Genomic DNA, 23,565 nt, shown 5'->3' with positions numbered 1-23,565 from the left:
GAATTGAGAACGGGTGGTGTGTGATTCGACGGACTCAGCGTTCGCGCAGGTATGCGACGACATCGTCGCGGTAGTCCAGGAATCCTTTGTACGATGCGATGGGTTCGCTGAGTGTCTCGATGACGGTGGCCAGGTGTTCCGACCACGCCGGGATGCGCCTGACCTCCTCCAACGAGGCCATGAAGGTGCGGATGTTGAAGGTGACCGCACCGGTCATCGGCAGGCGGATGAAGTGCTCGAGCTCGATTCGCAGCTGCGCGCGCCCGAAGTCGCCTTCGCGCACCATCCGCCCGATATCGCCCGCCCATTCGGGGAGCTCTTCGAGGCTGACATCCAGCTTCGGCGAATCCGATGCCGACAGTGTCCAGTTGACCCGCCGGTAGACCTGATCGGCAGGCAGTCGCCGCAGGAACTGTTCGGCCCGCGACACGATGCCCTGGCGGATGAGTCCCGGTACCGGCGCATGGATCTCGTCCATGTCCATGCCGACATCGAACGACACCGACCAGGCGGCTGCGAAGGTGACCGCCCCGGCGTCGAAGTAGAGGCGGCCGTCACGCTCGATGACCAGCAGGAGATCGTCGGGTATCTCCCGGGCCAGGAAGTCCAGCGGGCCGTGCGGCAAGGTGTCGTCGGAGCCCGGGACGAAGTACTGGTCGGTTCCGAGAAGGTCATTGCGCCACTGGAACCGACCGTCGTCGTGCTCGGTCAGACGCATCACGTCCGGGTAGGTCAGGGCCAGGTCCCGCAGGTAGTAGAGCAGCAGGTCCCAGCACGCCAATTCCATTCCGGGCCGTACCTTCACGCGGTGCGGATCGGCGTCGAGTATCCGACGGCGCTCGGCCATGATCGTCGTGTACTCGGCGCCGCCGAGGTCGACGATGTGCCGACCCCATTCACCGCCGCGGGTGGCCCGGGGAATGCGTGCCGGTTCGACGTTGACGCTGTAGCGGAACTCGTCGAGTTCGTCGGGGAAGGGCCACGGGAGGTTGGCCAGATGGTCGACGGATTCGATGCGGCCGGTGGTGATCGTCATAGGTCCACCTCGATGTCCTGGCCGCGCGAGACGCAGCAGAGCATGCTGTCGCCGGCGGCACGTTCGTCGTCGGAGAGTACGAAGTCGCGGTGCTCCATCGTCCCGGAGCGGACCGGAATCCGGCATTCGCCGCAGACTCCTTGCCGGCACAGGTTCGGCACCGGTAGACCCGCGTCGAGCAGGCGCTGTAGCAACGACACACCTGCCGGGACCTCGATCACTTCTCCGGTGGATGCCACGGTGGCCGAGAAGGGCTCTCCCGGTTCCTGTTCCGGTGCGGTGAAGCGTTCGAGATGGATGCGTGCCGACGGCCAGCCGGCGGCACGCGCGGCAACCGTGTAGGCCTCCAGCATCGGCCCGGGACCACACGCGTAGGCGTGGGCGCCCAGCGGTTGCACGGCGAAGCGCTCGGCGAGCACCGCCGCCGTTTGGTCGACACCGGAGACCTCGTACAGCGTGATGCCCGGGTTCGCGGCGAGGCCGCGGAGTTCGTCGAGGTGTGCTGCGTGTCCGGGCCGATACGAGTAGATGATCTCGGCGGTGCCACCCTGCCGGAGCACGGACCGGGCGTGGGACAAAATCGGCGTTACACCGATGCCACCTGCCACCAGCAGCGCATGCCGTTGGTTCCAGATCGGGGCGAACATCGATCGGGGGCCCTCGATCTCGAGCAAGTCACCTTCGGACACGTTGTCGTGCAACCAGTCCGACCCTCCACCCAGACCGCGCCGCAGCACCGAGATGCCGTAGCTCGTCGGCAGAAAGCCGTCGTCGACGAGCGAATAGGCGTTGCGATGCTCACCCGCGGTGACGATGAGGTGGCTGCCCGGCTGGTACGGCGCGAGTCTACCGCCGTCGACGGGCAGCAAGCGGAAGTGCGTGATGTCGGCGGTGACGGAGACCACTGCCGCCACGCGAACGAATCGTACTCCGTTGTCGTACAGGGTGTGTCGTGAGCCTGTCAGCACCGGCTCGGAAGTGACGGTCATGATGACTCTGCGCTTCCGGCCGACGAGGCGAGGAAGCTGCCCCGCGTCGCCGAGTGATGCGCGTGAACCTCGAGCCGTCGGGCACAGCCGGGACAGTCGACCTCGCCACCCGGGGTTCCCTCGACCCGGAAGGTGTCACGACAGTGCGCGCAGTAGACCGGCAGGTCGCGGGTGTGGACGACGAACGCGGACAGTTCCTCTGCGAGCGCTCCGCCGCCCCGCGCGGCGGCGAGCGCGGTGAGCACGTCGTACTGGCCACCGACCACATACACCCGGACGCCGGTGAGCGCGTCGGCGAGCGCAGCGGTCAAGGTGTCCCGATCATGCTGGACGCTCAGCGAGTCGAGCACGAGCATCCGTGTGGGGCCGGCGGCCTCGGCAGCGGCAACCCACTTGCGCGAGACCTCGGCGATTCGCCGCTCGGTACCGATCGCGATCACCAGGAACGATGTTCCGACGGGATCGATCGGATCCGGGGTCGAGGGCCAGACCGGCAACCCGTTGCCCGGACGGTCGTCTGCATCGCTGGTCATGGGTACGGCACCCGCAACGTGGGGTGACACCTGCCGGAGCCACTGTGCCGCTCGCGCCTTGTATTTGATGACTCCTTTGTAATCGGCCATGTCGTCGGGGAGTTCGTCGAAGACCTCGGCGGCCCGTCGCCGCCAGGGTTCGACGGTGGCCAGGGTTTCCAGCGGCAGCATGTAGGTGCGGATGAGGAACATCACCGCGCCGGAGTCGGGCAGACGGATCAGGTGCTGGACCTCGACGCGCAGGTGGACGAGCCGACCGAATGTCTCATCGTCGACGTGTTGGATCATCTCCCGATCGGGTCCCCACTCGGGGTAACGCTCGGTGGACACGTCGAATCGCCGTCCGATGGTCATCGTCCAGTTGGTCCGGCGATAGGGCTGATGTGGTTGTAGGCGCTTGAGGAATTCGTGTGCGCGGGTGATCACCCCTTCGTTGCGCACGCGCGGGACCGGTCCGTGGATCTCGAGAAAGCTCATACCGACGTCGAATCCGAAGCTCCAGTCCGCGGCGAAGGTCACCACGCCGGCGTCGGCGAACAGTTGGCCGTCGCGTTGGTCGAGCAGGACCACGTCTTCCTGGATCTGTGCGCAGATGTATCCCAGCGGGTCGTCGGGCAGAGTCGCGTCGTCGCCATAGGTGAACGTCTGCGTGATGTCGAGCAGCCCGTTCTCCCAGTGCCATTCGTCACCGGAGCATTGGTCGCCGGAGCGACGCAGCGCGAAGTCCTCCGGGTAGGCGGTGGCCAGTTCGCGCATGATCGTCAACATGGCGTCCCAGCTCGCCGGCCGCATGTGCGGCAACACCGCGTGTCGCGAGTCGTCCACGGCGAGGACGGCTTCGCGTTCGGAGATCTCGTGGTGATAGTCGGCGTCGATGTCGATGATCCGGTCGCCCCACTGGCCTGCCGCGGTCGCGACCACGCCGGCGGCGGGTTCGACATTGGTGCTGTAGCGATAGTGGTCGTCGACGAACGGGAAGGGGAAGCCGGCCACGAATGCCGCTTCGGACAGTGCGGTGCTCACAGGGGTACCTCCAGCGTGGTGCCTTCGTCGGCGCGGGTCACACAGGGCATGAACGTGTCCCCGGCCTGCTTCTCGTCATCGGTCAGGTACAGATCCCGGTGCACCGGGTTGCCACCGGACAGCGGTATGCGACATTCGCCGCACACCCCCTGACGGCAGCGATTCGGGATCGCCAGCCCGTGCTCCTCCAGTGCCTCGAGCACCGAGGTGCCGGCCGGGATATTCAGCGTCGCATCGGATTCGGTGAGGCGAACGACGAACGGGTCGCCGGCGTCGAGGGCATCCGCGCCGAACCGTTCGAAGTGGATCCTCGATTCCGGCCAGCCGAGCTCGCGCGCGGTCTCCAGGACGTGGTCGATCATCGGGGCCGGCCCGCACACATAGAGATGCGTGCCGATCGGTTGGTCCGCGAGCGTCGTGGCGAGCCGCTCGGTGAAGTCATCTTGTTCGGTGAACAGCTCGGCTCGCCGCCCGGCCACGTCGATGATGTCATCGACGTGGGCGGCGCGGCCTTCACGGAACGTGTAGAGCACCTGGACTTCTCGCCCCCAACGACGTGCGGCGCGCAGGTGCGAGAGGATCGGTGTCACGCCGATACCGCCCGCGACGAGAAGATGCTTTGTCGCGCGGGCGGCCGGGGCGAACGCGCTGCGCGGGATCTCGACGGCGACCACGTCGCCGACCGCCAGCGTGTCGTGCATCCAGCGTGACCCGCCGTTGCCGTCGCCGATCCGCAACACCGAGATGGCGTAGTGGGTCGGCGCGACACCTTCCGAAGTCAGGCTGTACGCGTTGGCACGGTCGCCCGCCGTGATCACGAGGTGGCTTCCCGGAACGAATCCGGGCAGTACCGAGCCGTCGGGTGCGGCGAAGGTGAAGCTACGAATTCCCGGTGCGGCATCGTCGATCTCGGTGACAACGAGCTTGCGGCTCGTGCTCTGCGACCGATCGTCGCGAGCGGTCGGTCCGGGGATGGTGACGGTCACTGTGTGGACTCTCCTGCGATCGCCGACGTCTCGGCGTCGACCATGAAGCCCAGATATCGGCCGGAACGACGTGAGACGTGATGGTAGATGAGTAGGTGCCGTCGGCAGCCGACGCAGTCGATGACGTCGTCCACCCCGGACTCCGTCGAGGTCACCGCGCGACAGTGCGAACAGAAGACCTCGATGGGACCGTCCGACGACGCCACGACGTGGATCTCGTCATCCTCGAGCCCTGCCGAGGTGGCCACGCCCCGCAATGCGAGTGCCGCACCGGGTGACGCGACGATGACCACCCGGATACCCACACGGGCGCCGGTGATCTCGTCGCGCAACGCGTCGGCCGCGAGGTCGACGTCGTCGAAGGTCAGGGGCCGCAGCGCGACGTCGGCGGGTAGGGCATCCACCCAACGCCGCATGCCGTCGCCGGCGTCGGGCCCGACGCCGATCACGACGTGGAGACGACCCGACGGATCGGGCGACGCCTCCACCGTCGCGTGCGGCCGCGCCCAGACCGGGATGCTCGAGAATGCGATCTGCGACATGGTGCTTCAGAGCAGGTCGGCGTCGCGGTGTCCGGCGTAGAAGGCCAGCGCGTAGCTCGGGGTGCTGAAGTAGATCTTCGAGCCCTTGGGGAAGAAGATGGCGTCCTTGGCCTTGGCGACCTGCTTCTGGCCGGTCTCCTTGTTCTCCAGCAAGAACTCGCCCTCGAGGACGACCTTCATCTCGTCGTACTCGTACTCGTAGTACAGCGGCTCGTCGGTGTGGCGCAGCTCGAAGTAGCCGGAGCACATCACACTGTTCTGCGGGTTCTCGTAGACGTCCCCGATGAAGCCCTCGGTCCCGGGGTACTCTGACTCGGGCATTTTGGGCAGGTTCTCCCAAGCCCCGCTGGTCACCAGGAACGGGGTGGCGGTGTCGGTGCTCTCGACGGTCATGTTGGGTCCTCCGGATCGTTGGTCGTGAACCACAGATTCACTGAGTAACATCAGTGGACTCTGTTCGATCTCATGAAACGGGTCAGGTGTTACGGCGGTGTGACGCGACCGTTTATTGATGTAAAACATGGTTCACTGCAGGTAGACGCGGCATGCTCGGTCGCCCCGGAGCCACCGGCACGGTGGATACCCTTCTCACATGGACGCGTCGGAACCCGTTCACGTCGCTGTCGTCGGCACGCTGAACATGGATGTGATCGTCGGTGTCGAGCGAATGCCCGACGTCGGCGAAACCGTCATGGGACGGTCGATGTCGGAGCGGCCCGGCGGCAAGGGTGGTAACCAGGCGCTCGCCTCTGCGACGGTCACACGAACCGCCCTCATCGCTGCCGCCGGCCGCGACGACGCCGGCACGCGGCTCGTCGAGAACCAGCGAACCGGAGGCGTCGACACCTCGTATGTCCTCCGCGCCGAAGGGCGCAGCGGCCAGGCGATCATTGAGGTCGACGACGCGGGCGACAATCGGATCGTCGTGCTGTCGGGAGCCAACGCGCTGCTGACCGGCGCGGACACCCTCCGAGGACTCGACTCGCTCCAGCCGTCGATCGTCCTGACGCAGCTGGAATCTCCACCCGAGGTCACCGTGGCGGTCGCCGAGTGGTGCGCCGGCAACGGGAAACGCCTGCTGCTCAACCCGAGTCCGGTCACCGAACTCGATGACCGGGTGCTCGCGACCGCCGATCCGCTGGTGGTCAACGAGGGTGAGGCCGCGTTCTATGCGCAGGCGAGCCCCGACGATGACCCGATGGATCTGGCACGTCGACTGCTCGCCGTGTCACGTTCGATCGTGATCACCCTCGGTGCCGACGGTGTTGTGGCGGCCACGCACGACGCCATGCGCCGCATCGACGTCGCCCGTGTCGACGCCGTCGACACCACCGGCGCCGGGGATCTGTTCGCCGGGTCGCTGGCCGGACATCTGGCGCGCGGTGTGGACTTCTTCGACGCTGCCGGACAATCTGCCGGGGCTGCAACAGATTTCGTCTCGCGGCCACGCGGGCAATAGGTCAGCCGGTCGACACCGGTTCGAAGACCGGATGACGATCGGCCTCAGCCCGGAATTCCTCGACCGGCCACGCCGCCGTCACCGTTTGGCCCAGCGCGCCACCCGCTCCTTGTGATCGCTGGTCTGATGGGCGAGCGGCTGCATCGCTGCGGCCAGACTGAGGGCCGAGTCGAGGGAACTGGTCCGTGACTCGGTGAGCAGTCGCTTGGCCATCCGCAGCGCATGCGGCGGATTCTTGGCGATCCGCGCGGCGAGGGCCATGGCCTCGTCGATGAGTTCGCCCTCGGGCACCACGCGACTGACCAGTCCCCACTCACGCGCTGTCGCGGCGTCCACCCGATCGCCGGTGAAGGTCATCTCCGCCGCCCGCTCATAGCCGATCGCGCGCTGCAGGAGCCACGACCCACCGTCGCCCGGGATCAGGCCGAGTTGAACGAAGCTCTCTGCGAAGAAGGCCTTTTCGGAGGCGATCCGAATGTCGCACATCATCGCGAGGTCGCATCCGGCGCCGATGGCGGCACCGTTGACCGCGGCGATCACCGGCACCTCGCAGCGCTGCATCGACCGCGGAATCCGTTGAATCCCATCGGCGTAGCCGTGTCGCTGTTCGACGGCGTCGAGCCCGAAGAGCCCCTCCTCGTCGGCCATCTCGCGCACATTGCCCCCGGCGGAGAAGATATGTCCGGCACCGGTGAGGATCACCACGCGGACATCGGCGTCGGAGTTCGCCGAGTCGACGGCAGCCTCGAACGCCGCGATCACCTCGGCATTGGTGATCGCGTTGCCGACCTGCGGGAGATTGAGGGTCCACACGGCGATGCCTTCGTGGATGCTGATGTCGAAGGGTTCGTTCACGAGCTCTCGCCTTTCTCGAAGAATGGACTCCCCTGCACACTACGACCACCCCGGCGACGGATGATCGCCGAGTTGCCCGACGCCCGAGCACCCGTACCGTGGGACCATGACGAGCAGCGACGATCCGGAACGTCACCTCATCCGCTACGGCGGAACCTTCTCCCCCGAGCTCATCGGGAGTGCGGCCGGCAGTTATGTGTACACGGTGTCGGGCCGGCCGCTGCTCGACTTCACCTCGGGCCAGATGTCGGCGATCCTGGGTCACTCGCATCCCGACATCGTCGCCACCGTGCAGCGCCAGATCGGCACCCTCGACCACCTCTTCAGCGGCATGTTGTCCGAGCCCGTCGTGGAACTCGCCCGACGCCTCGCCGACTCGCTGCCCGACCCGCTGGACAAGGTGCTGCTGCTCACCACGGGCGCCGAGTCCAATGAGGCCGCGATCCGGATGGCCAAGCTCGTCACCGGCAAACACGAGATCGTGTCCTTTGCGCGGTCGTGGCACGGGATGACCCACGCCGCGGCGGCCGCCACCTACAGTTCGGGTCGCAAAGGCTACGGCCCGGTGGCCGCCGGCAACCTGGCGCTGCCGACACCCAACGCCTACCGCCCCGACTTCGTGACCGCCGACGGCACCCTTGATTGGCGGCGCCAGCTGGACTTCGGGTTCGAGATGATCGACGCCCAATCGGTCGGTTCGCTGGCGGCGTGCATCGTCGAACCGATCCTGTCCTCGGGAGGGGTCATCGAACCGCCGCCGGGGTACCTTCGCGCGCTGAGGGACAAGTGCGACGAACGCGAGATGCTGCTGATCCTCGACGAGGCGCAGACCGGCTTGTGCCGGACCGGCACCTGGTACGCCTTCGAACGTGACGGCGTGGTGCCCGACATCCTGACGCTGTCGAAGACATTGGGCGCCGGACTGCCACTGGCGGCAACGATCACGTCGACCGAGATCGAGCAGACCGCCCACGACCGCGGTTTCCTCTTCTTCACGACCCATGTCTCCGACCCGCTCGTCGCGGCCGTCGGCAACACCGTGCTCGACGTCCTGATCCGGGAGCGGCTCGACGAGCGTGCGCGGCAGGCGGGCACGGTCCTGCGCGACGGTCTACTCGACATCGCCGGACGTCACGAGGTCGTCGGCGACGTCCGCGGCCGAGGTCTCATGCAGGGCATCGAACTCGTCACGGACCGCGAAACCAAAGCCGGAGCAGATGAACTCGGTGCAGCGGTGACCCGGAGATGCTTCGAGCTGGGCCTGCACATGAACGTCGTACAGCTGCCCGGTATGGGCGGCATCTTCCGTATCGCCCCGCCGCTCACAGCTTCCGACGACGAGTTGCGACTGGGTCTCGAGATGCTCGATCAGGCCATCGGGGAGTGCTCGGCCGCTGAGGGTTTGGGCGATGAGGGTTTCGGCGCAAAAGGTTTGGGCGCAAAAGGTTTCGGCGCAAAAGGTTTTGGCGCAAAAGGTTTCGGCGCTGAGGGTTTCGGCGCAGAGGGTTTCGGCGCAGAAGGTTTCGGCGCTACCGTGCGTTAGCGCGGCGGCTGCTCGGGCACGGGGTCGCCGCCCGTCGTCGTCTCCTTCGACGCCCATTTCCGGGTCCAGCGGTACAGCCAGGCGGTCACCGCGACGAAGAGGACAACGCCGAGGATCTCGGAGCCCGTCTCCCAGCCGTCGCCGATGAACGGCAGATTGAGCACGCCGTCGTTGCCGGTCGACGCCACGATCGCGGCGAACACCACGTTCCAGAGGCTCTCACCGACGATGAGGCCGGTGGCCAGCAGCACGCCCATCCGCTTCTTGCGTTCCACGTCCTTGCCGGTCTTCTCGGCCCACTTGTTGTACGCACGTCCGATGAATGCGCCGATCGGGATGATGAGGGTCACCGACATCGGGAGGTACATGCCCATGCCGACCGCCAGCGGTGGCACCCGCCACTTGGTACTCGTCCGGGCGAGCACCTCGTCGACGAGGATCACCACGGCGCCGATCAGCACGCCCAGGCCGATCAGCGCCCAGTCCAGATCCCCGCCGAAGACACCTTCGGCCAGCGACGAGATCAGGCCGGCCTGCGGTGCGGGCAGCGCATCTTCGCCTGCGCCGGGTGCGCCGACGAACCCGAAGGCGGTCTGCATGAGCTGCAGCACCGGCGGGATGACGACCGAGCCGAAGATGACGCCGATGACCAGCGCCACCTGCTGCTTCCAGGGAGTCGCTCCCACCAATTGGCCGGTCTTGAGATCCTGCAGGTTGTCGTTGGAGATCGTCGCGACACCGAACACGATGGCGGCGGTGAACAGCGTGTAGGCGACCAACGCCGTCGACTGGGAGTCGTCGGCAGAACCGAAGGTGATCTTGATGAGGACGGCGGCCACCAATACGACGACGATCCCGACACCGGAGATCGGACTGTTGGACGAGCCGATGAGGCCGGCCATGTAGCCGCAGACGGATGCGACGACGAGCCCGATCACGAAGACGAAGACGACACTGACGGTGATGATCCCGGCGGCACTGCCGTGCAGGACGGTGCCCGAGGCGAAGTCCCACAACATGAATCCGATCGGGATGAGCGAGGCGAGTACGACTCCCGCGACGATCGTGATCGGGATGTCCTGCTCGGTGAGGTCGACGGTCGACCCCGCCTTCCGGGCCCGTGCGGATACGAGCGCGTCCTTGATGCCGCGCACGATCGGTCCGATGATCTTGATCAGGGTCCAGATCGCGGCGATCGCGATGGCACCGGCGCCGATGAATCGCACGTCGTTGGTGAAGACATCACTGACCACCTCGTCGATCGAACCCGTGGCCGGTACGTCTCCCCAGGTCCGGATCGGCAGCAGGATCCCGTATGAGATGACGAGGCCGATCAGCATCGAGATACCGACCGTGATGCCGACGAGGTGTCCGACACCGATCAGCGAGAACAAGAGTCCGGCACCGAACATCGTTCCGCCCGAGCCGACCCGGATCGTCCCGGAGATCGTCCCGGCGATGAGTTTGGTCTGGGTGAGGATCGAGAAGACTGCGGAGACAACACTTCCCACGATGATCACGCGGAGTCCGCGGCGGTTCTCCTCGGCGCCCTGCGCGGTGTCGCCGACCTTGAGAACCTCTGCTGCCGCGGCGCCTTCCGGATACGGCAGATCCGATCCGGTGACGAGGGCTCGGCGCAACGGGATCGAGTACATCACGCCGAGGATGCCGCCGATGAGGCACACCGCCACCGTCGTCCAATACGGGAATCCGGTCCACCACCCGATCATGATGAGGCCCGGGAGCACGAAGATGATCGCCGACAGCGTTCCGGCCGCCGACGCGATCGTCTGAACGATGTTGTTCTCCACGACCGAGTGGTCGGCGAAATACCGCAGCAGGCTCATCGAGATCACCGCGGCGGGGATCGCGGTGGCGAACGTGAGTCCGACCTTGAGGCCGAGGTAGACGTTGGCGGCGGTGAACACCAACGTGATCAGGCCACCGAGGATGATTCCCCGGATGGTGAGTTCCCGGAGTCCGGCGGACGAGGAACCCTTGATCGTGGAGCCTGACATGGACATGACGGCGACCCCTTACCCGAACGAATCCGGTGCGTTGGCAACTCCACATAACTGTAGGAGTGGGGTACCGGTTCCGCAGGGATTCGTCATCCGCGGATCACATCGTGTCCCAACGGGCCCGAAATGCCCGTTTCAGTCAGGGGTCTCGATCAGCACGTGCCGTCCGGCCCGCATACCTCGGCCGAATCCGCGGCGACCGGGACGACCTGCTCGCCCCAGGCGAGTTGCAGTGCCCGCGCGAAGGTCTCGGTGGGCTGTGCACCGGAGACCGCGTACTTACCTGCGAAGACGAAGAACGGCACGCCGGTCGCCCCGAGCGCCGCCGCCTGCTGTTCGTCACGACGAACCGCGTCGGCGTAGGCATTCGGATCATCGACGACGGCTCGGACTTCGTCCTCGTCGAGCCCGGCGCGCACGCTCACCTCGACGAGTCGGTCGCGGTCACCGAACAGGGGTTCGTCGTCGGCGAAGTTCCCGGCATACAGCGCGTCGATCAGGGCTTCCTGCTTGCCGCGGGACAGAGCGAAATGCAGTAGCCGATGCATGTCGAAGCTGTTGCCGTAGTCACGGCCCTCGGTCTGATATGCCAGTCCGATCTCGGCAGCCTGCGCTGCGATACCTCGTTCGTTCGCCTGCGCCTGGTCTACGGAGATTCCGTACTTCTCGGCGATGTGTTCGGCGACCGAACCGGTCGTGTCCGCGGGCACGTGGGGATCGAGCTCGAAGGATCGATGCACCACCGTCACATCGTCCCGGTACGCGAACTCGTCGAGCGCCATCTCGAAACGCTTCTTGCCGAGGTAGCAGAACGGACAATTGATATCGGTCCAGATATCGACGGTGACACTCATCCCAGATCCTCTCCGTCGGCTCCGGAGGTCGCCGACCAGCCGGGTCAACGTCTCATACGTCGAAGATGTTCCGACCGACCATTCGCCACCGACCCCGAGCGGCCATCCGCCTCGGTAACCTGGGTGGGTTCAGTCGGCGACTTCGCCGATCACGGAGCGTGGGAAGGATGCAGCCGACGATGGGCCCGGATCCGATCACCGACCTGGAGGCCGAGCTCGTCGACATCTGGCGACGCGCCCGGATCCAGATCCGTGAGCGCTCACGCATGATCCATCCCCGACTCGACCCCACCTGCTACGCGTTGCTCGTCCTGCTCTCCCGCCACGACGCCGTGCCGATGTCGGATCTGCTGGTCGAACTGGGGCTGGAGAAGTCGACACTCACCCGCCAGATCGATTCGGTTGTCCGCCTCGGGCTCGTCGAACGTCATGCCGACCCGGATGACGCCCGCGCACGGCTCGTCGCGCTGACCGAGGACGGGCGCCGCCGCCTCGACGAGGTCACCACCACCGCACTGGCCGATTGGCGTGACCGACTCTCCCGCTGGGACCCGGACGAGGTCCGTCGGCTCGCCGATCTCCTCCGGCGGCTCGCCGAGACCACCGCGTAGAGAATGGAAGCGCCTGCCCGCGTACCCCCGGTCCCTGAGCCTGGATCTTTCATGTTTGTTTGGGGTGTTCGGCGTGGGAAATGCGAAAGTGCCTACCTGGCAAGGGATTATTGAATCTCCACAACACAATAATTCCTGGCAGAAAGGCACTTCGCAGGTGAAGCATAACCGCTATCCCCGTCTGGTTGTCGATGATCAACGCCGCGAGTCGCTGACGAGTTCGTCGGGGGCGTTGCTGCTGCGTGACGCGGCGCAGGTCGCGGGCCTGGACGAGGCGTTATCGGCGGCGTTGGCGCCGTGGACCTCGCCGCGGGCCACCCATGATCCGGGCCTGATGCTGCTGGATCTGGCGATCGCGTTGGCTCTGGGCGGTGACTGCGCGGCCGACGTGGCGATCGTGCGAGCCCAACCCGACCTGTTCGGGCCGGTGGCCTCGGATGCGACGTTCTCCCGGCTGATCAGCGTGTTGGCCGACGACCTGAGCACGGCGCTACCGGCGATCCGCGCCGCGCGTGCCGCGGCCCGCACCCGGGTATGGACGCGGGCGCGCCCGCTGGCCGGAACACCCGGCACCCGCGATGGGGGGCAGGTGATCGTCGATCTCGACGCCACCACCATCGGTGCGCATTCACTCAAAGAACACGCCCAACTGACCTACAAACGCCAGTTCGGGCATTCCCCGATGTGCGCGTTCGTCGATCACGGCCAGTACGGCACCGGCGAACCACTGATCATCGATCTACGCCGCGGCGGCGCCTCCCCACAAGGCGCCGACCTGCACATCAACACCACGACCGCCGCGCTGGCCCAACTGCCCGCCGCCGAACGCCCCCAGGTGCTGCTCCGCACCGACGCCGGCGGCTGTTCCAAAAAATTCCTCAGGTTCCTGCGCGCCGAGAAACTCGCGTACTCGATCGGGTTCACCCTCTACGACAACGTCAAAACCGCCATCGCCGCGCTGCCCGAGCAGGCCTGGCGCGATGCGTTCAACGGTGACGAACAACCCCGCAACGGCGCCCAGGTCGCCGAGCTCACCGACCTGATCGTCCCCGCCGCCGACCCCACCGACCCCTGGCCGGCCGGGATGCGCGTCATCGTGCGCCGCGAATACCCCGACCCCGGCGCCCAACTACGCCTGACCGACATCGACGGCCGCCGCTACACTGCGTTCGCCACCAACACCCGCGGCACCGGCTGGACCCTGCCGGTCCTGGAACTACGCCACCGCCAACGCGCCCGCGCCGAAGACCGCATCCGCAACCTCAAAGACACCGGCATGGCCAACCTGCCCTTCCACGAGTTCACCAAAAACCAGATCTGGCTCGAAATCGTCTGCCTGGCCGCCGAACTCTTGGCCTGGACCCAAACCCTATGCTGGCCCGAACACCACCCCGCGCGCCTCTTCGAACCCAAACGCATGCGCCTATGCATCCTCGCCGTGGCCGGACGCACCATCCACACCGGCCGACGCCACCTGCTACGACTACCCCGCGGCTGGCCCTACAACGACCTCATCTACCAGGGCTACACCGCCCTGCACGCCGCCTGACACACCACACAGCAGCCCCTGCCCCTCAACCCAGGACCCGAAGAACCGGCGAACACCAGCGCCGGCGATCACCCACACCCACACCACACCAACCCCACACCCAGCCGCCGAAACCCCCAACCCACCACCACATGAAAGATCGAGGCTGAGGAGCCTCCGAGCCTGCGAGGATGCGTCACGAAGGGCGTCTCGAAGGGCGTCTCGAGGGTAGCGAGCGTACCCCAACATGTCCCTGAGGAGCGCTCTTGCGCAATGCCGCCGACAGGACTGCACCATCAGCTCGTCATCACAACCAGAGCCCGCGTGTGAGATTCAACTGACACCAGACCAACCAAGAATCGACCGCCAGTGTCGACTCGGATTCGACTTGGAATCAACAGATCTCGATGACATCGTCTCGCCTGGCACCAAACGTCACTCAGCCGACGTGTCGTACTGCATGGCTCCGATCATGTTGCCCGCCGGGTCGGAGAAGAACAGAACGTGACCCACGCCCGCGATGGTATGGCGAGGCAACACGATCTGTCCGCCGGCGGCTTCCACCGACGCGGCAATCCGGTCGACATCATCAACGGCGAACGTGGCCTCGATCCCGTTGACCGCCACACCGCCGAGTTGGCGCCGCTGCTGCAGTGCGCCCTCGACGCCGCCGGAGCCGGTGGTCACCTTGTAGAACCCCGGCGGCCCCCACGCGGTGAACGTCCAGCCGAACACCGATTCGTAGAAGGACCGGCTGGTCGAGACGTCGTCGGCGTTGATCGCGAAATGCGAGAGATTGGTGTCCATGGATTTCAGAGTGCGCCGACGGCCGGTGGCGCGCAGCGCATATTCTGACGATAAATGTCGAATTCACGCCATGATGAACCGCTGATTCGCGGCTACGCGGTCACGCATCCGCCTGGCCGGGCCGGCATCCCGGTGGAGCCCGGATGGCACCAGCTGCTCTACACAGCCCGCGGCGTTCTCACGGTCCGTGCCCTGGACGTGCTGTGGACCGTGCCACCGGACAAGGTGATCTGGATTCCGTCGGGCCGGCAGGCGGTCATCGACAACCACCGCCATGTCGCCGTTCGGGCGTTGTACGTCGACGAGCGGCAGATGCCCGGCAACGACCGGGCGCGGACGATGCACGTGCCCGCCTTCGGTCGGGCGCTACTGCATCACATCGTCCGGGTCGCTCCGCTCTATTCGACGAGGCCCGTCGACGCCGCGCTCGCCACCGTGCTGCTCGACCAGGTGGCGCAGTGGGAATCCGCCGACCTCGCGCTGCCGATCCCGACGCGTAATCCCGCACGCGCATTCGCCGACGCCGCGCTCGCCGACCCCGCTGCCACCACCGACGAACTCGCTCACCGCGTCGGCGTGTCTCGCCGCACGCTCGAGCGGATGATGCGCTCCGAGACCGCCATCAGCGTCGGGGCCTGGCGCCGCCGCGCCCGGATTCTCGCGTCATTGACGGTCCTGAACGATTTCGGTTCGGTCACCCGAGCCGCGGTGGACTGCGGCTACTCGACGCCGTCCGGCTACGTCGCCGCCTTCGCCCAGGAGATGGGCGCCAGTCCGCGCAGGTACATCTCGTCGGGACAGCCCCGCAGCTGAGGGCGCCTGAGTAATCGCGACACACCGCGAGATTTTGGGGTAGCCCACTACGCATGGCCGGCCGGCATTTCGGAACTAGCGTTTTCTCATGAACATCCTCTCGACCTCACACGCGAACGGAGTGTGCTGGGCACCAGGAAGATCGCACTCCGCGGCAGGTTGGCGAATGGTGGCGACGGCCGGAGTGGTCACACTCGGCGTCGCGGCATGCTCTCCCTGGAGCACCTCCGATGTGCCCGCGGGCGGACACCTGCCCATCACCGAGGTGGCCCACACGCGCACAACCGAAACCCGCTGCAACGACGGACTTGTCGGAGCACCGACCGCCCTCCTGGTGCGCGTGCTTCACGCACTCGAGGCCGCCGGAGGGTACCCACATCAGGCGATCGATCCACAACCGCTGATCCCCATCGACACACGCGAGTTGTGCACCGGGTGAGGCGCGCTCGCCCCGTCATTCGGGTTCGATACGGACCTCGTGCCGACCGGTCACGGTGACCCCGAGAAGAACCTCTCCGGCTGCGTCCGCGACGACCTCGGCACCGTCCGCGCCGATCACTCGATACCGGCCGCCCGGTATCAGTCGCGAGATCCGCACAGCGGTGTGCCGACCCCCATTGCCCGGCCGGAGAACAAGGTCCAACGCTCGTCCGTCCGTGACGGCCTTCGCGACGAGTACATCCGGATACGGCGCCTCGGACAGGATCGGTCCGCTCCGCCATTCGGCGGGTAGGTCACCGTTGGCCAGGCCACGCAGAGAGTTCTCCGCGATGAACCGAGAGAAGGCGAAAGCGCAATTGGCCCAGGTGGATACACCAGAGAGCTTCCGGGCGCCGCTGTCGCTGTACTCGGAGTCGAATCGGTCGTCGATGCTCGACGAGACGGCATCGGCGATCTCGGTGTCACCCATCTCACGTGCCGCGCATGCCACGTTGACCCAGGCCCACGCGTCCCCCATGCGATAGGACCCGACATCGAGATTGTCGATCGGTGCCGTGACCAGGTGCGCCCGGCCGTTGCGCACCCAGACACGACGTTCCCGCAGCGTCTCCCAGGTTTCGTGGGCGAGGTCGGGCATCACGCAATTGAGCCAGTAGGTCATGACCGCGTCGTTGGAGAGCGTCGGAGGCAATTTGAGTCCGGCCGGGCCCAGACCGAAGCGGAAGCGCCCGCTGGGCAACAGATAGCCGTTGCGGTGAAAGGAGTCACGGATCCGGTCGACCAGATCACCCGTCAGATCCGTGCCGTGCAGCCGGTCGTAGCCGGCCAGCCCGGTGACCGCGATGGTGTTGCACATCGGATAGACCAGGTGCGGCTCACACGGATACAGCGTGTGCTTGCTTGCGCGCATGTTCCGCTCGATGGCGGCGGCGACGGAGCCGAAACCGTAGTCGTACGTGGTGTTCCGACTCCACACCAACGGCAGAGCGCCGTCGTCGTCGAACCCGCGGTCGTCGTTCATGGTCTCGTAGAAGGAAAGCATCGCGGCGAAGAACCCGGTGTACATGACGTTGGCGAACACCATCGGGTCCGGATTCCAGCGCAGATAGCCGGCGAGTCGCTCTGCCGCCCAATACCCCCAGACGCGCTTGTCGCACATCTTGTGGATCATGTTTGCCTGTGCCTCGGCGAGATACCCGGTGAACGCCGGCGTGCGCGTGTATTGCGCCATCGACAGGGCATAGCCGACGTAGTTCAGCTGATACCGCAGCGCGCTGCCGCCGATCTGCTCGAGCCGGGTGAATCCGTCGAAACGGTCGATCGGCTGCAAGGCGAGATCGAGCAGATACCGCTGCGAGGCGAGGTCGTCGACGCTCGATTCGATCACGGCGATACTGGGAGAAGTTCTGTCGGACAAGGTCATCCTAAGTTCGGCGCGCCTCCGCGAGTGCGCGGGATCGGCGTGGCGGGCAGTCTGGGCCGTGCGACGAGAAGCATGCCGGTGAAGACAGCGACGAGCGGTAGTCCCTGCATCGCCGTGTGCAGTGATGCGATGTGGACGTGATAGAGGTGCACGACGTGCATGTCGATGATCATCAGCGCAAGAAACGTGACGCCGGCTGCGAGGCAGGCATACCCAGCGATCTCACGCCTCGTCGACGGGTCACAACCGCTACGCCGGACGCGGATCGAGACGCGCAACAGGAGCAACGCCAGCACGGCGAGCACGGCGGAGCGCAGCACCCAGAAACCCGCGGCTCCGGTGTCCGCGGCAGCGTCGCTCACCACCAGGATTCCGGCGCCCAGGAGGTAGGCGGCGATGGCAAGAGTTGCGAACCGTGCCGTCCACGAGCGCGCCGCATCTCGCCGGGTGAGCCACGCAACTGACTGTCCGCTGCCGACATGACGTCGCCGCTCCACGGGCGCCGGGCGCACAGCCATCGGCGCGAATCCGCCGTCGTCGGAGCCGACTCGCCAGGGCATCAATCGGTGGATGACCAGCACCATCAAGGCCGCGACCACGCAACAGACCATGGGACCTCCTCGTCCCCGTCTCGGGATTGAGACAAACTTACACTATCGTCCCAAGCTCACCGCCGGAATCGCGAGATCGCCGCATCGGAACTATCGCGACTCCGACGTCGCGTCGAGGGCCCGATCGGTGCGCGGCATGGCCGTGGTGGCCCTGACCACCAGTTTCGGCATCAGCGTGGATGCGCTGCGTTCGGTCCGATTGCCGTCGAGTCGTCCCACCACATCGTCGATCGCCTGGAAGGCCTGCGCCCTCGGCTGCTGACTCACCGTCGTCAGATCCACATTGCTCATCCGCGCCAGCACGCTGTCGTCGTATCCGGTCACCGACACCTCGCCTGGCACATCCAGGCCCGCCCGGCGCAACACGTCGAGCACACCGACGGCCTGGCGATCATTGGCGCAGACGATCGCGGTCGGGCCGGCCGACGATCCGCCGAGGATGGAGCGGGCAGCCCGCATCCCGGCCTCCTCGGTGAAATCGCCGCCGTCGACGACAGCGCCATCGGCCTGTAGGCCGTTGCGCTCCATGGCGCGGACAAACCCGTTGCGACGGTCCGCGGCGATCACGCCCGGACCGGCGGCGACATGCACGACGCGCCGGTGGCCGAGCCCCGCGAGGTAGTCGACGACCCCACCGATCCCCCGGCCGTCATTGCTGCGGACGACGTCGACCGACGCCGCGCCGATACGCCGCCCGACGACCACCGTGGGCACCCGCTCGCCCAGCTGCGAGATCGCCTTGGTCTCCAATTCAGGTCCGATGAGAAGCATTCCTTCACAACGAAAGTCGATCAGGGTCTCGATGACCCGGGCCTCATCATGGGTGGGCGTGACCGCTCCCAGCACGATCTCGTAGCCCGCGATATCCGCTGCCGCGACCATGCTTTCGACGATCTCCGAGTGAAAACTGTTGCGGATCTGTGCGACCACGCCGATGAGATGCGTTCGCCGGGCGGTCATCAGGGCGGCGGCCCGGTTCATCCGGTACCCGAGGTCCTCGGCCGCCTGGAGCACCGCGTGCCGGGTCGCGTCTCCGACGCCGGGGGCCTTGCGGAACACCAGCGACACGGTGGCCTTGGACACGCCGACCTTGTCCGCGACGTCCTGCATGGTCGGTCGACTCGACGCGTTCACCAACGTTCCTCTCGTGTGCACTGATCGATCCGGCGAGGGCTTGACAGACCCCTGTGACTCGGCTCATAGTAGCTGAACTAGACCGGTTTAGTAGACCGGACAAGTTGAGACATCGACCACGCCGGTATCGCCGGCACAGCAGAAGGAGCCGACCCAGTGACCCAGAAATCGATCGGAGTCGCCGTGATCGGTGGCGGAATGGCAGGCCGCGCCCACGCGGCGGGCTACCGGATGGCGAGCACCCTGTTCGGCACCGACCGACCCGACGTGCGACTTGTCGCCATCGCCGACGCCAATCCGGCCGTCGCCGACGACACCGCCAAACGCTACGGCTACGAGCGGGCCGAGTACGACTGGAAGGCGATCGCCGGCGCAGCAGACATCGACGTCGTGAGCGTCGTCGTCGCCAATCACCTGCACCGCGAGATGGTCGAGGGACTGCTTGCCGCAGGCAAACACGTTCTGTGCGAGAAGCCACTGGCCGGCTCCGCCTCGGACGCCGAGGCGATGCTCGCGGCCGCGGAGGTAGCCGATACCGTCGCCGGCGTCGGCTACACCTACCGCCGCTCACCCGCCGTGGAACAGATCCGCCGTGAACTGGCTACCGGAACCGTCGGCGATCTCGTGCACTTCAACGGCCACTACTGGTGCGACTACGGGCTGGACCCGACCTCGCCGATCACCTGGCGTTACCGCGGCGGACCCGGCACCGGTGCTCTCGCCGACGTCGGCAGTCACCTGATCGATCTGTCGGAGTTCGTGTGCGGACCGATCACCGAGGTCAGCGGGGCCACCTTCGGCACCGTGATCACCGAACGTCCCGTTCCCGTCGGCACCACGTACGGGCACACGAAGGCCGAGGTCACCGGTGAGATGGCGCCCGTCGAGAACGAGGACGTCGCAACCTTCACGGCAACCTTCGCCAACGGCGCCGTCGGCACCTTCTCTGCCTCGCGCGTCGCCCACGCGCTGCCCGACGGCCTCGGTTTCGAACTCTTCGGCTCACAGGGGTCTGCGTCGTGGCAGCTGTTCCGCGCGAGCGAGTACGAGATCTCCGTGGTCGGCGACCGCCCCGAGCTGTCCGGTCCGCGCCGCGTCATCATCGGACCCGACCACCCCTACATCCGCAGCGGTCTACCCATGGATGCCGGCGGCGTCGGCCACGGCAAGGCGGAGTTCTTCGCCTATCAGGCACGCGCCTTCCTCGACCAGGTCGCCGGCATCGACGGCGGTCTCTCCCCGGTCCCCGATTTCGCCACCGGCGTGCACAGCATGCGCACCGTCGCGGCGATCACCGAATCGGCCCTCGGTGGTGGCGCCACCGTGAAGATCTCCTGAAAACCCTCCCAGCACACACTTCGAAAGGTCTACGAACAATGAAACTCGGCGTCTACACCGCGATCCTGCACGACAAGCCACTGCGTGAGGCCCTGGAGATCATCGGCTCCCTCGGCCTGACCGGTGCGGAGATCAATGCCGGCGGATTCCTGCCCACCCCACACCTGCCGGTCGACGATCTGTTGTCCGGCGCGGTCACCGCGGCCGCCTACCTGGCCACCTTCGACGGCACCGGCGTCTCGATCGCCGGCCTGAACTGCAACGGCAACCCGCTGCATCCCGACCCCGAGGTCGGCCCCGAGGATGCCGACGACCTGCGCAAGGCGATCCGCGTGGCCGGGCTGCTCGGTGTCGACCGTGTTGTCACCATGTCCGGCCTGCCGCAGGCACATCCTGGCGGTCAGTGGCCCGCCTGGCACGTCAACACCTGGGATTCGGGGTACCTGGATTCGCTGGACTACCAGTGGGACGAGATCGCGGTGCCGTTCTGGCGGGAGATCGACGCTCTGGCCCGGGAGCACGGGGTGAAGGTCGCGATCGAGATGCACCCGCAGAACCTGGTGTTCAACCCGCCCACGCTCAAGCGATTGGTCGACAAGGTCGGCGCCACCAACGTGGGCGCCGAGATGGATCCGTCGCACCTGTTCTGGCAGGGCATCGACCCGGTCGCCGCCATCGAATGGCTGGGGCCCCTGGTCTTCCACGCCGCGGCAAAGGACACCCGGATCAACGACAACTGCAAGATCTACGGCGTCCTCGACGAGCGTTTCACCCGTATCCCGTTGTCGGAGAACCCGACCGGCCTGGGCGGCAAGCACGTCGTCAACAAGTGGCCGGAGGATTCGGCGTGGGACTTCGTCGCCGTCGGACGCGGTCACGACGTCGACTTCTGGGGCCGGTTCCTGCAAGCACTGGAGAAGGTCGACCCGAACATGTGGGTCAACATCGAACACGAGGACGTCGAGTTCGACGCGCTCGAGGGGCTGCGGGTCGCGGCCGACAGTCTGCAGTCCGCCAATTCCACCCTGGTCCACTGAGACCGGGCACCCGAAAGAGACAACGATGAAGACCAGCCGCTCACAGATGCGTGGCAGACTGCTGCGCGTATCCGGTTCCGCAATCGCCGCTCTGGCCCTGATCACCGCCTGCTCGTCCACCGGTGGCAAACCGGATTCCAGTGGCGGAGGGATGAACGCCGGCTCTGCCGACACCCCCCGTTTCACCGTTGCGATGATCACCCACGGCCCGCCCGGCGACACCTTCTGGGACCTCATCCGCAAAGGTGCGGAAACCGCTGCGGCCAAGGACAACATCGATCTCAAGTACTCGTCGGAGTTGGAGGCGCCCAATCAGGCGAACCTCGTCCAGAACGCCTTGGACAGCAAGGTCGATGCGTTGGCGGTGACGCTGGCCAAGCCGGAGGCGTTGGCGCCCAACGTCAAGAAGGCTGCCGATGCAGGCCTGCCGGTCGTCGCCTTCAACGCAGGCATCGACAGTTGGAAGGCCATGGGCGCGAAGTCCTTCTTCGGTCAGGATGAACAGGTCTCCGGCGAGGCGGCCGGTCAGCGGCTCAAGCAGGAGGGTGCCGAGAAGGTGATCTGCGTGATCCAGGACCAGGGCAATGTCGCGCTCGAGTCCCGTTGCGCGGGAGTGAAGAAGGGCATGTCCGGTGCCGGTGATGTACAGAACCTGAATGTCAACGGGACCGATCTGCCCAGCGTCCAGTCCACCATTGCCGCCAAGCTGCAGGAGGACCCGAGTATCGATCACATCATCACCCTGGGCGCACCGATCGCGCTGACGGCGGTCACGTCCGCCGACAACGCCGGCAGTGACGCGAAGATCGCCACCTTCGACACCAACGCGGCCCTGGTCACCGCCATCAAGGATGGCTCGGTGCAGTGGGCGGTGGATCAGCAGCCCTTCCTGCAGGGTTACCTGGCGGTTGATTCGCTGTGGCTGTATCTCAACAACCGCAACGTGATCGGTGGTGGACTTCCCACGCTGACCGGGCCGGCATTCATCGACAAGAGCAACATCGACGCCATCGCCGACTACGCCGAGAAGGGCACCCGCTGATGAAGATCGCGTTGGACCCCACCCCTTTCCACCACAGCCACGACTTGCTGGAGTTTCCCGCTCTCGTTGCCGATCTCGGCTACGACTACCTTCAGCTGACCCCGCACCGGGACTTCATCCCGTTCTTCAATCACCCCCGCGCCGACGACGACCTCGTCGCCCGATTCCGCAAGGCCTGCGCCGACGCCGACGTCGGCATCGCGTCGGTGTTGCCGGTGCTGCGCTGGTCGGGGCCGGACGAGGATGCGCGCGAAGCCGCGGTGCGTAACTGGAAGCGCGTCATCCAGATCACCGTCGACCTGGGTGTCAACGTCATCAACACCGAATTCTCCGGCCGGCCCGAACTTCCCGAGGAATCCGAGCGCGCGTTCTTCCGGTCGATGGAGGAGTTGATGCCGATCATCGAGCGGGAGGGCATCGACGTCCGGATCGATCCGCACCCCGACGATTTCGTCGAGGACGGTCTCGAAGCACTCCGGATCATCCGAGGGGTGAACTCGCCAAATCTCGGCATGGTCTACGTGGCCTGTCACACCTTCCACATGGGAGGCAACATGTCCGAGATCATGGCGGCCGCCGGCGACCGGCTCCGCCTCGTCCACGTGGCCGACTCGATGGATCATCATCGGTCACATGGTTTGCGCTACATCACCAATCCGCCCGGCAACGCGGTACGCGTGCATCAGCACCTCAAGATCGGTGATGGCGACGTCGACTGGGATGAGTTCTTCGGCGGGCTCGCCTCGCTCGGCTTCTACGACCGCGACGACACCGTGATGGTGTCGTCGGTGTTCGCGGAGAACGAGAACGCCGCGGAGGTGTCGCGGTATCAGCGTGAGACGATGGCGGCGTATGTCGACAAGTACACGTAGCGCCGATGTAGATCGTGCTGTTTAGCCGTCCTCACCAGCATGTACAGGTAACGCACCGACGGGCATA

At 66.1% G+C, this 23,565-nt stretch carries 23 protein-coding genes; 10 read left to right on the top strand and 13 right to left on the bottom strand.

Features of this window, described 5'->3' with window-relative positions:
- Positions 1-34: 34 nt before the first annotated feature.
- From ACVT6V_RS06230 to ACVT6V_RS06205, 6 genes are read right to left on the bottom strand one after another with little or no spacing between them, the layout of a single operon-like run.
- Positions 35-1,036, bottom strand: a complete 1,002-nt coding sequence (locus ACVT6V_RS06230; protein WP_489898932.1) for a heme-dependent oxidative N-demethylase family protein — start codon at positions 1,034-1,036, stop codon at positions 35-37.
- A complete protein-coding gene (locus tag ACVT6V_RS06225) occupies positions 1,033-2,025 on the bottom strand; it encodes a PDR/VanB family oxidoreductase (RefSeq protein ID WP_489898931.1) in 993 nt (330 codons plus the stop codon). Before ACVT6V_RS06225 ends, ACVT6V_RS06230 begins: the two co-directional genes overlap by 4 nt.
- The gene (locus tag ACVT6V_RS06220; protein WP_489898930.1) at positions 2,022-3,581 is read right to left on the bottom strand and encodes a heme-dependent oxidative N-demethylase subunit alpha family protein; all 1,560 of its coding nucleotides are present in this window, start codon (positions 3,579-3,581) and stop codon (positions 2,022-2,024) included. The genes ACVT6V_RS06225 and ACVT6V_RS06220 overlap by 4 nt, the downstream gene beginning before the upstream one ends.
- A complete protein-coding gene (locus ACVT6V_RS06215) occupies positions 3,578-4,567 on the bottom strand; it encodes a PDR/VanB family oxidoreductase (protein ID WP_489898929.1) in 990 nt (329 codons plus the stop codon). Before ACVT6V_RS06215 ends, ACVT6V_RS06220 begins: the two co-directional genes overlap by 4 nt.
- Positions 4,564-5,109 carry a dimethylamine monooxygenase subunit DmmA family protein gene (locus tag ACVT6V_RS06210; protein ID WP_489898928.1) on the bottom strand — a complete coding sequence of 182 codons (546 nt, stop codon included), beginning with the start codon at positions 5,107-5,109 and terminating at the stop codon, positions 4,564-4,566. Before ACVT6V_RS06210 ends, ACVT6V_RS06215 begins: the two co-directional genes overlap by 4 nt.
- A 6-nt stretch (positions 5,110-5,115) precedes the next feature.
- Positions 5,116-5,502 (bottom strand): cupin domain-containing protein, encoded by a 387-nt coding sequence (locus ACVT6V_RS06205; protein WP_489898927.1) that lies wholly within the window; start codon positions 5,500-5,502, stop codon positions 5,116-5,118.
- Between the two features lie 199 nt (positions 5,503-5,701).
- Here ACVT6V_RS06205 and ACVT6V_RS06200 point away from each other — a divergent pair, with 199 nt between their 5' ends.
- Entirely contained in the window at positions 5,702-6,568 is an 867-nt protein-coding gene (locus ACVT6V_RS06200; protein ID WP_489898926.1) for a ribokinase, read from the top strand.
- Positions 6,569-6,646: 78 nt separating this feature from the next.
- Here ACVT6V_RS06200 and ACVT6V_RS06195 read toward each other — a convergent pair whose 3' ends face one another.
- Positions 6,647-7,423, bottom strand: coding sequence for a crotonase/enoyl-CoA hydratase family protein (locus ACVT6V_RS06195; RefSeq protein ID WP_489898925.1), 777 nt, complete (start codon positions 7,421-7,423; stop codon positions 6,647-6,649).
- 106 nt (positions 7,424-7,529) lie between these two features.
- Here ACVT6V_RS06195 and ACVT6V_RS06190 point away from each other — a divergent pair, with 106 nt between their 5' ends.
- Positions 7,530-8,966 carry an aspartate aminotransferase family protein gene (locus ACVT6V_RS06190; protein ID WP_489898924.1) on the top strand — a complete coding sequence of 479 codons (1,437 nt, stop codon included), beginning with the start codon at positions 7,530-7,532 and terminating at the stop codon, positions 8,964-8,966.
- Here ACVT6V_RS06190 and ACVT6V_RS06185 read toward each other — a convergent pair.
- Both ACVT6V_RS06185 and ACVT6V_RS06180 read right to left on the bottom strand, forming a co-directional pair.
- The gene (locus ACVT6V_RS06185; RefSeq protein ID WP_489898923.1) at positions 8,963-10,990 is read right to left on the bottom strand and encodes an OPT family oligopeptide transporter; all 2,028 of its coding nucleotides are present in this window, start codon (positions 10,988-10,990) and stop codon (positions 8,963-8,965) included. The two genes, ACVT6V_RS06190 and ACVT6V_RS06185, sit on opposite strands and share 4 nt — an antisense overlap.
- Before the next feature lie 149 nt (positions 10,991-11,139).
- Positions 11,140-11,841 (bottom strand): DsbA family oxidoreductase, encoded by a 702-nt coding sequence (locus ACVT6V_RS06180; protein ID WP_489898922.1) that lies wholly within the window; start codon positions 11,839-11,841, stop codon positions 11,140-11,142.
- 167 nt (positions 11,842-12,008) lie between these two features.
- On the opposite strand from ACVT6V_RS06180, the gene ACVT6V_RS06175 reads away from it, so the two are divergent.
- Both ACVT6V_RS06175 and ACVT6V_RS06170 read left to right on the top strand, forming a co-directional pair.
- Positions 12,009-12,452 carry a MarR family winged helix-turn-helix transcriptional regulator gene (locus tag ACVT6V_RS06175; protein WP_489898921.1) on the top strand — a complete coding sequence of 148 codons (444 nt, stop codon included), beginning with the start codon at positions 12,009-12,011 and terminating at the stop codon, positions 12,450-12,452.
- A gap of 157 nt (positions 12,453-12,609) precedes the next feature.
- Positions 12,610-14,001, top strand: coding sequence for an IS1380 family transposase (locus tag ACVT6V_RS06170; protein ID WP_489897037.1), 1,392 nt, complete (start codon positions 12,610-12,612; stop codon positions 13,999-14,001).
- 414 nt (positions 14,002-14,415) lie between these two features.
- Here ACVT6V_RS06170 and ACVT6V_RS06165 read toward each other — a convergent pair whose 3' ends face one another.
- The gene (locus tag ACVT6V_RS06165) at positions 14,416-14,787 is read right to left on the bottom strand and encodes a VOC family protein (RefSeq protein WP_489898920.1); all 372 of its coding nucleotides are present in this window, start codon (positions 14,785-14,787) and stop codon (positions 14,416-14,418) included.
- Positions 14,788-14,841: 54 nt separating this feature from the next.
- On the opposite strand from ACVT6V_RS06165, the gene ACVT6V_RS06160 reads away from it, so the two are divergent.
- Together ACVT6V_RS06160 and ACVT6V_RS06155 are read left to right on the top strand one after the other, a co-directional pair.
- Complete coding sequence (locus tag ACVT6V_RS06160) at positions 14,842-15,600, top strand: helix-turn-helix domain-containing protein (RefSeq protein ID WP_489898919.1); 759 nt, start codon at positions 14,842-14,844, stop codon at positions 15,598-15,600.
- A 166-nt stretch (positions 15,601-15,766) separates the two neighbouring features.
- A complete protein-coding gene (locus tag ACVT6V_RS06155; protein ID WP_489898918.1) occupies positions 15,767-16,039 on the top strand; it encodes a hypothetical protein in 273 nt (90 codons plus the stop codon).
- 15 nt (positions 16,040-16,054) lie between these two features.
- Here the strand turns inward: ACVT6V_RS06155 and ACVT6V_RS06150 are convergent, their stop codons facing one another.
- The 3 genes from ACVT6V_RS06150 to ACVT6V_RS06140 all read right to left on the bottom strand — a co-directional run bounded on the left by ACVT6V_RS06150 (position 16,055) and on the right by ACVT6V_RS06140 (position 19,185).
- The gene (locus ACVT6V_RS06150; protein WP_489898917.1) at positions 16,055-17,428 is read right to left on the bottom strand and encodes a linalool dehydratase/isomerase domain-containing protein; all 1,374 of its coding nucleotides are present in this window, start codon (positions 17,426-17,428) and stop codon (positions 16,055-16,057) included.
- Positions 17,429-17,460: 32 nt separating this feature from the next.
- Complete coding sequence (locus ACVT6V_RS06145; RefSeq protein WP_489898916.1) at positions 17,461-18,063, bottom strand: hypothetical protein; 603 nt, start codon at positions 18,061-18,063, stop codon at positions 17,461-17,463.
- A gap of 102 nt (positions 18,064-18,165) precedes the next feature.
- On the bottom strand, positions 18,166-19,185 hold the full coding sequence (locus tag ACVT6V_RS06140; protein ID WP_489900722.1) for a LacI family DNA-binding transcriptional regulator: 1,020 nt from the start codon (positions 19,183-19,185) through the stop codon (positions 18,166-18,168).
- Positions 19,186-19,365: 180 nt separating this feature from the next.
- Here ACVT6V_RS06140 and ACVT6V_RS06135 point away from each other — a divergent pair, with 180 nt between their 5' ends.
- The 4 genes from ACVT6V_RS06135 to ACVT6V_RS06120 are packed head-to-tail and all read left to right on the top strand — an operon-like array spanning position 19,366 to position 23,498.
- Entirely contained in the window at positions 19,366-20,547 is a 1,182-nt protein-coding gene (locus tag ACVT6V_RS06135) for a Gfo/Idh/MocA family protein (RefSeq protein WP_489898915.1), read from the top strand.
- Positions 20,548-20,585: 38 nt separating this feature from the next.
- Entirely contained in the window at positions 20,586-21,584 is a 999-nt protein-coding gene (locus tag ACVT6V_RS06130) for a sugar phosphate isomerase/epimerase family protein (RefSeq protein ID WP_489898914.1), read from the top strand.
- A gap of 46 nt (positions 21,585-21,630) precedes the next feature.
- Complete coding sequence (locus ACVT6V_RS06125) at positions 21,631-22,626, top strand: sugar ABC transporter substrate-binding protein (RefSeq protein ID WP_489900720.1); 996 nt, start codon at positions 21,631-21,633, stop codon at positions 22,624-22,626.
- On the top strand, positions 22,626-23,498 hold the full coding sequence (locus ACVT6V_RS06120; protein WP_489898913.1) for a sugar phosphate isomerase/epimerase family protein: 873 nt from the start codon (positions 22,626-22,628) through the stop codon (positions 23,496-23,498). The genes ACVT6V_RS06125 and ACVT6V_RS06120 overlap by 1 nt, the downstream gene beginning before the upstream one ends.
- Positions 23,499-23,565 lie beyond the last annotated feature (67 nt).

The organism is Gordonia sp. LMA167 (assembly GCF_058130025.1).
Note: the sequence above shows the minus strand (reverse complement) of the source record. Positions and strands in the feature narration are given on the sequence as shown.